Source organism: Pseudoalteromonas sp. SR44-8 (genome assembly GCF_014163635.1).
GTDB lineage: Bacteria > Pseudomonadota > Gammaproteobacteria > Enterobacterales > Alteromonadaceae > Pseudoalteromonas > Pseudoalteromonas rhizosphaerae.
On sequence record NZ_JACJDS010000031.1, the window covers coordinates 47,624 to 54,597 of the forward strand.

General features: G+C 36.3%; 10 protein-coding genes. 2 read left to right on the plus strand and 8 right to left on the minus strand.

Annotated features, from left to right (window positions below):
• Positions 1 to 111: 111 nt before the first annotated feature.
• On the minus strand, positions 112 to 639 hold the full coding sequence (locus H5183_RS15515) for a hypothetical protein (protein WP_145242016.1): 528 nt from the start codon (positions 637 to 639) through the stop codon (positions 112 to 114).
• A 52-nt stretch (positions 640 to 691) separates the two neighbouring features.
• On the opposite strand from H5183_RS15515, the gene H5183_RS15520 reads away from it, so the two are divergent.
• The gene (locus H5183_RS15520; RefSeq protein ID WP_182732120.1) at positions 692 to 1,051 is read left to right on the plus strand and encodes a DUF1294 domain-containing protein; all 360 of its coding nucleotides are present in this window, start codon (positions 692 to 694) and stop codon (positions 1,049 to 1,051) included.
• 46 nt (positions 1,052 to 1,097) lie between these two features.
• Positions 1,098 to 2,294, plus strand: coding sequence for an iron-containing alcohol dehydrogenase (locus tag H5183_RS15525; protein WP_182732121.1), 1,197 nt, complete (start codon positions 1,098 to 1,100; stop codon positions 2,292 to 2,294).
• Positions 2,295 to 2,344: 50 nt separating this feature from the next.
• Here H5183_RS15525 and H5183_RS15530 read toward each other — a convergent pair whose 3' ends face one another.
• From H5183_RS15530 to H5183_RS15560, 7 genes are all read right to left on the minus strand, one after another.
• Positions 2,345 to 3,430 carry a rhomboid family intramembrane serine protease gene (locus H5183_RS15530; RefSeq protein ID WP_145242010.1) on the minus strand — a complete coding sequence of 362 codons (1,086 nt, stop codon included), beginning with the start codon at positions 3,428 to 3,430 and terminating at the stop codon, positions 2,345 to 2,347.
• Complete coding sequence (locus tag H5183_RS15535) at positions 3,420 to 4,049, minus strand: hypothetical protein (protein ID WP_259397348.1); 630 nt, start codon at positions 4,047 to 4,049, stop codon at positions 3,420 to 3,422. Before H5183_RS15535 ends, H5183_RS15530 begins: the two co-directional genes overlap by 11 nt.
• Before the next feature lie 155 nt (positions 4,050 to 4,204).
• Positions 4,205 to 4,549, minus strand: a complete 345-nt coding sequence (locus tag H5183_RS15540; protein ID WP_145242524.1) for a PEGA domain-containing protein — start codon at positions 4,547 to 4,549, stop codon at positions 4,205 to 4,207.
• Between the two features lie 263 nt (positions 4,550 to 4,812).
• Positions 4,813 to 5,055 (minus strand): hypothetical protein, encoded by a 243-nt coding sequence (locus tag H5183_RS15545; RefSeq protein WP_145242522.1) that lies wholly within the window; start codon positions 5,053 to 5,055, stop codon positions 4,813 to 4,815.
• A gap of 61 nt (positions 5,056 to 5,116) precedes the next feature.
• Positions 5,117 to 5,449 carry an immunity protein YezG family protein gene (locus tag H5183_RS15550; RefSeq protein ID WP_182732122.1) on the minus strand — a complete coding sequence of 111 codons (333 nt, stop codon included), beginning with the start codon at positions 5,447 to 5,449 and terminating at the stop codon, positions 5,117 to 5,119.
• A gap of 24 nt (positions 5,450 to 5,473) precedes the next feature.
• Positions 5,474 to 5,941 (minus strand): YrhA family protein, encoded by a 468-nt coding sequence (locus H5183_RS15555; RefSeq protein ID WP_145242518.1) that lies wholly within the window; start codon positions 5,939 to 5,941, stop codon positions 5,474 to 5,476.
• Between the two features lie 122 nt (positions 5,942 to 6,063).
• Positions 6,064 to 6,798 carry a hypothetical protein gene (locus H5183_RS15560; RefSeq protein ID WP_182732123.1) on the minus strand — a complete coding sequence of 245 codons (735 nt, stop codon included), beginning with the start codon at positions 6,796 to 6,798 and terminating at the stop codon, positions 6,064 to 6,066.
• Positions 6,799 to 6,974: the final 176 nt, after the last annotated feature.

The following is a 6,974-nucleotide window of genomic DNA, read 5'->3' on the forward strand; positions in this document are numbered from 1 at the left end:
CAAAGAGCGGCAAAATATTTCAACGCGCTACCTCTTTCAAATTAGGTATGGCTTTTATACGTAAATCATCAGTCCAGCAAATCGATTTACTCGACTATTTTTATGCCGTTTCTATTTAAAAATAACCTGTTTGTTACTGCGAGTGTAAATACGTTTTTCAGGTTTTGTCCATTCACCCTTTTTTAAATAAGAGGTAGAGACAACAAACTGCTCATCTTTAAAATCACTGGTTGATTTTACTTTTGTAATGCCTTCTTTTGAACCTGTTACGGTTTCGTATGCTACAAACTGCGTAGGGCTCAATACTTTCAATGTCCCTTGAGTATAAAAGCCTGCTGTAGTGAAATAATAAAAAACTAATGACTGCTTTTTACTATCCCAAAATATCATTGATTCGCCGCCATATTCACCTTCATTAATTGAGTGAAGGGTACGAATTGCTTTCCCATTGAGGGCTCGCTCCCAGCGACTTACATCCTGAATCTTTGGCTTATTATCGGCAACATTGAAATCAGCTTGCCATGTGCCGAGGTAAGGTTTAAATACTTCAAGCTCTGGTGCTAAGTCAATCGTTTGTGCACTAATAGCACCAGCGTAGATAAAGCAAAAAGATAGTAAAAGTGTTTTTAGGTATGACATAATCGTGCCTATCATTATTAGTTTTTCAAATTGTAGTATAGGCGAGAGTCCGTTGATTAAAAAAACATTATTGCTTTTTTCTGTTAGTTTTCTAGTTGTATTAGTGATTGGTGGGCTGCTTGATTATTGGCCATATTTGGTCGCCAGTGTTTACTGTACTGTGAGCAGTATTACGTTTTTAGTTTATAAATGGGATAAGCGTTTGGCGATAGAGTCAACAGATCAGCCTATTAGAGTGCCGGAACGTAGTTTACATATTTTAGCATTAATTTGTGGTTGGCCGGGAGCACTGATCGCTCAGCAATGGTTAAGACATAAATCACAAAAACGTGCATTTATTGCGGTACTTTGGCTCACTATCATTATAAATACTTCTGTATTAGGGGCTGCCTATTATTGGCAATTGCTTTAAATTGATGCACTATCAGGTAACCTAAAAATAACAAAAGTCTGATTTTATGTATTTTTTATATCGCTGCTATCATTTTATTTTAAAATGTATTGTTATTTTTATTGGTATTCCTGATCCGCGTTTGTATCAAGGTTATAGCGGGTTTAAGCAATGGCTTGCATTACTTAATCCTAATAAACCTGTGTTAGTTGTAACTGACAATACGTTAAAAAATTTAGGCGTTGTTGCTCCCATTTTAGCTTTGCTGGATGAGCAGGCAATCTCTTGGCAGCTGTTTAGTGACGTTGATGCTAATCCAACGATTAGCAATGTTGAAAGCGGTTTAGCACTTTATCAGCAATACACATGTCATAGTATTATCGCCGTTGGTGGCGGCTCAGTAATTGACTGTGCCAAATTAATTGGCGCACGTGCAGTAAGACCTAATAAATCAGTTAAGCAGTTAAAAGGCTTGTTTAAAGTACTGAAAAAACTTCCCCCATTATGTGCTATTCCAACAACTGCAGGTACTGGCTCAGAAACGACCGTTGCTGCGGTGGTAAACGATCCGCAAATGCAAACAAAATATGCCGCCACTGACTTTGCTCTTGTACCAAGTGATGCAGTTTTAATTGCTGAGCTAACACAAACGGTGCCTGATTTTATTACCGCAGCTACAGGTATCGATGCACTCACGCATGCACTTGAGGCATACATAGGCACTAATGGCCTTGCTTTTAGTGATGACAAGTCATTGCGGGCAATCGAACTTATTTTACAAAATTTATTAACAGCGTATAAAAATGGTAATGACTTAGTTGCGCGGGAAAATATGTTACTCGCTTCATTTTATGCAGGACAAGCGTTTACCCGAACATCTGTAGGTTATGTGCATGCTATAGCGCATCAATTTGGCGCGCAATACGGCACAGCTCACGGTTTAGCAAATAGTGTGGTATTGATGCATGTGCTGAAATTTTATGGTTCCAGTATAGATAAAAAGCTGGCGGCTATTGCTGATCATTGCCAATTAGCACAATCACACCAAAAACCAGCAGAAAAAGCAGCAATACTATTAAACACCTTAGAGCAGTTACTTATTGATCTAGCTATCCCTCGTCATTTAAAAGAGCTAAAAGTAGCTGATATACCTAAGCTTGCTGATGCTGCAATTGTAGAGGCTAACTGGGACTATCCAGTACCAAAATTTATGAACGTAGCTCAATGCCAAGCCATTATTCATAAAGTAGTGAGTGATACGTAATAAATGAAAACCTTCCCATCAGCACAGATAGGGAAGGTTTAAGCGTTAAATTAGCGTTTTAACTGTGCTTCAGGTTGATTTAATAATTCAATTATAGGATTTTGTGCAGTGATTTTTGCTTTAAGAGCAAAGCCGATCAATAACCCTGCGATAAAGCCACCTATATGAGCGCCATAATCGATACCATCAGGTGCTGCAATCATGCCATAAATATTGATCCCTAACCAAATTACAAAAAACCACACTGCAGATAATTTCTTTTGATAAATGATAAACATAAAAGTTAGGCTGGCGTGCCTAAACCACATTAAGTACATACCAAATAGCCCTGCAATTGCGCCGCTAGCCCCGACACTTGGAATAATCGAGCTGGGATCAACGATAAAGCTAGCAAAAGACGCTGCCAAACCGCATACCATATACCATATTAAAAACTTTTTATGACCTAATACGTCTTCGAGGTTATCACCAATAATGTATAAAAAGTACATATTACCAATAAGGTGCATTACTGAGCCGTGTAAAAAAACACAGGTAATCACGCTCCATAAATGTTCGCCTTGAGAGATCTTACTTGGATTCATTGCAAATAATTCGAGGGTGGCACTGAATGCGTCTGAATTGAAAAAATACAAGGCAAAAACAATGGCATTGAGTGCAATTAAACCGCGAGTAACCCACGGCGTTTGTTTTGGTTTTAGGTTATATTCAACGGGCATTTGCGTTAAAAATTGAAACAGATAAGTTTTCCAACTAACTTTTTGGTTTAGCTTGTCTAGGCTTGCTTTGAGCTCGGGGCTGTTTTCAACGCTTTCTAATTGACCTTTTTCAATCCAACTGCCATCACAATGACGGCAAACATCAATTTCGGTATGAAAATCTTCGAGTAAATGAAAGCGCTCAAGGTTCTTACTGCAATCGGGACAGTCTAGCTTAGAAATACCTAATGACTCACCAAAATGAGTCTCGTATTTTTCACCAATAGGACCTTCGTTGATTTCGGCAATCATCCGGTTAACTTCGTTTTTTTCAAACCATAAGCCACCGCATTCGCGACAGATATCTATCTCTTCACCTTGATAATGAGTAACATCCAAAGGGTGATCTTTGCAGTGAGGGCAGCGTTTAGTTGGCATTATCAGCCTCCTTCAATGAGCCGATAATAATATCGTTTTGTTGTAATTCTTGTTGTAAATTTAATGCACTAGCTTTTAGTTGAGGTAATGTTTGTTGCTCAATAATATCGGCAATTTGATTTAGTTCAATTGACGCTTGGCGCGCAGACATTTTACGCTTTAACGCCGCATCAATGACAAACTCAGCACGACTATAAAAACGACGAATTTGTGTTAGAAATATACTCGGAGTTTCAAGAGTTGTTGGTGAGTACTGCATAGTTTGCCAAATATACTTTTCAAGCGTGGGTTTATTATATTCAAGTTCACTTGTGTGTGGGCTTTTGGCTAAAAGTAACGAATAGCGTTTTATATTCTCTAAATTATCATTTACTTCATCATATAATGAAGTACGCAAATAATAGTTATCCTCCATTTTACTATATGAATCAAATTTTAGTGCTTGCTCTAAACCGCTTTGCGCAGCTAAGTAAACACCAAAAATAGTTGAAAGTACTAAAAACACTTGGTTCAACCAAAAGCTAGTACTTTTTAGCTCTTTATTATCAACTTTTTTCAGTACGTTAGGTATTCGAGGAGGTGTATTTGCTTGGTCAGAGTGGTTTTGTGATGACTCCAAAATTCATATCCTTATTTTTACTGTCCATTTAATAAGCGCAACAGGATACGGGGATTTTTTTAATACGACAATTACTTTTTATGGAAACTATACTTAATTTTTAACACAGGCAATACAAATTGGTGATGGCAAGAATAAACTTGCCATCAGTGGTGTCATAATGCAGATTGGCTTGCTTCAATTTGATCTAACTCGATAGTCAGGATCGTTTTCTTATCAACAGTAACCCACTTTCTATAGGTTAAGTAACCGTCTTTAGTAATTTCGATGTCGTATTTACCTTCATCGAGTTCAATACCTGCTTGGTATTTCGGCTTTATATTCATTATGCGAATACGGGCATCATCAGGAGAAGTAATAACGGTCAGTGATATTGCACTGTTTACTTCTTCTGTGGTGACAACAGATTGCTCAGCAGAAGCCGTCTGTTGTTCAACTTTAGGGTTACTTGAACAACCTGATAGCATCACTATAGCAACCAGCGCACTTAATTTTTTCATAATTACTCCATTAAATTGTTCATTATAAACATCTTTGTTTATATCACTTTTAGCAACGAAAAATCATGGAATAACAATAGGAAGGATTATGTATTTACTAGAGTCTTCCATGACTTTTATATTTACTTTAACTATAAATCAAATGGCATTTTAGTATGTATAAGGATGAGGTTCAAATCATAGTTGCAAAAAATACCAGTTTTCCTTATTTTATTATGTTTATAGCAATAAAAGAAACAGTTTCATTATGACTATAATAAATATTAGTTTAGGGTTTTGCTCTTTTTAAGCTTAGTAAATCGTTGCCATGTACCCAATATTAAAAAAGCGACTAGCATAAATACAGTGATGTAAAAGGCCATTATGGCCACTTTGATCATTAGTAAACACGCGATAATAATGGCGAAGATGATCGCGATACGAATAATAGGGCTTTTGATAAATCTATTTGAAAAAAGTAAGGCGGTTAGGCTTAGCTTGCTGCGGGTGTTTTTCTTAACATCCATGTTTTGTGTCCTTAGTGTTTTTTGTATTAGCGTAATTTACGCGTTTAAATTAGTGTGTATTTTATGCAGTGATAACGTCATCATCATTATTATCACGCTCAAAGTTCAGATTAAATTGGCCTTGGCGATTAATGGTAAAAATAGCGCGCGTCCATTTTTCTGGTTGGTGCTTTGTGGCTTTATCAAATACTTGTTTGAATAAATTGACAATCTCGTCTGTCACGGTAATTGGATGTTCGCTTGAGTCGTCGACTGTTTGATAATGGGCTTTGCATTCAAGTACGTTTTCATCTTCGCAATTTAAAATGAGCAGGGCTTCAAGCCAAGGCTCATTTATTTGCTGGTACAAGTATTGCCCAAGTTGTTGTGGGATGTTTTTAATATTTGGTTGCATGTGCTGTCCTTAGCGTTGTTTGATTTATTCAAAAATATTTGCTGTTTTAAGTAAAGAGCTTATCGCCAAAGTTAAAGTCGGGAAACTTTCTAGCTCTTCCCACGTGAAAGAGTCTACAATCTGAAATTGATTCACCTTTAAGTTATAAACCACCCTGGAGCTGCTTTCATCACAAAAAGCGACGAAATTACGTAAAGATTCTTCCGTATGAAATTCTTGATTGGCTTCAATAATTCCAGCTAAGTAATATGGTTCATTTTGTTCTTTAGCACTATAGACATTTAATCCATTTACAGAAAAGCCATTTGATATCTTTAATATATCTAAAAGTTCATTTGGGGGTTGAAAGTTGAAAGCTTTTGTGAAATGCGCATTAAAAGCTTTTAACTCATCTAAACTAATTGGTGTTAGAAGAAAGCCTTCGCCAAAATGAGTTTGCTCTTCTGAGTTTTTCTCTATCAGGTAATTAATTAACTTTTTTATATCACTCATAGTAACTTTGGTCTGCCCCTACATAGAAACTTAAAAAGGTCAAAGAGATCTAATAAAAGGGCTTTAACCCATAACATTTTTGCATGCTAAGCTAGCGCTACTAAAGCCTTTTCAAATCAAGTTTAATTTTGCTGAGATAGCTGTTTTTCATATAATTGCTGAATGTCTATTTCGGCTTCTTCAATATAGTCACAGTCACCATAACCAATGGCAAGCTTCAGTCGTTGCTGAAATAGATTGGTTGATTTTTCAATTTCGCCTAATTCAAATTTAAGCACGGCTAGCTGGAATATGCTGTTAAACTTATTTATAAAAGTATCTTCAGGGTAACCACAGTCTGTTTTTGACATTTCTTTTAGGTAATGCTCAGCATCTTCCATCAAACCAAGTTCGTAACTATTGTTTGCTAAATTATTTAAAATGAGATGTTTTATTTCTTCTAAATCAGGATTACTCAAAATTTCTTTATTAAGCTGCAACGCTTCTTTATATCGCCCAACCTCATGGAAGCAAGCCGCTTTTAACGCAATTAAATTAGACACTTCGTTTTGAGTACGGTGGTTAGCATTAGCGATTGCTGCTTGTAAGTATTCAAGTGCATTTTGATGTTCATTGAATTCACTATATGCTTCGTATAAACGGTGATTTAAAGAAAATACTTGCTCTTGATTTAACTTTTTTAAAGTTGCATTTAATTCCAAAGCTATCGTTGAGTGACTAATAATTTCAGATTCATAATCATAACTCTTAGAGTAAATCATTGATAAGTAGTAATTTGCGTATAGTTTTTCTTCATTTGTTTGCGAACTAGCTAATAATTCACTTAAATCCTCTCGCATTCCAGAGAAGCTAAACATACGTTCAGGGTCTTCTATCGTTTTACCCAACTCGAGGATTTTAGATACAAGGTAAACGTATAGCTAACGACACCTAGCTTTACTTTATGTACCAAGGTAACAGCGGCTCAAGGTTGCTTGGCTGCTCAGCAATATGTTGTAAACAAGTTGCAATATAGTCATGCATCACAAGGTCA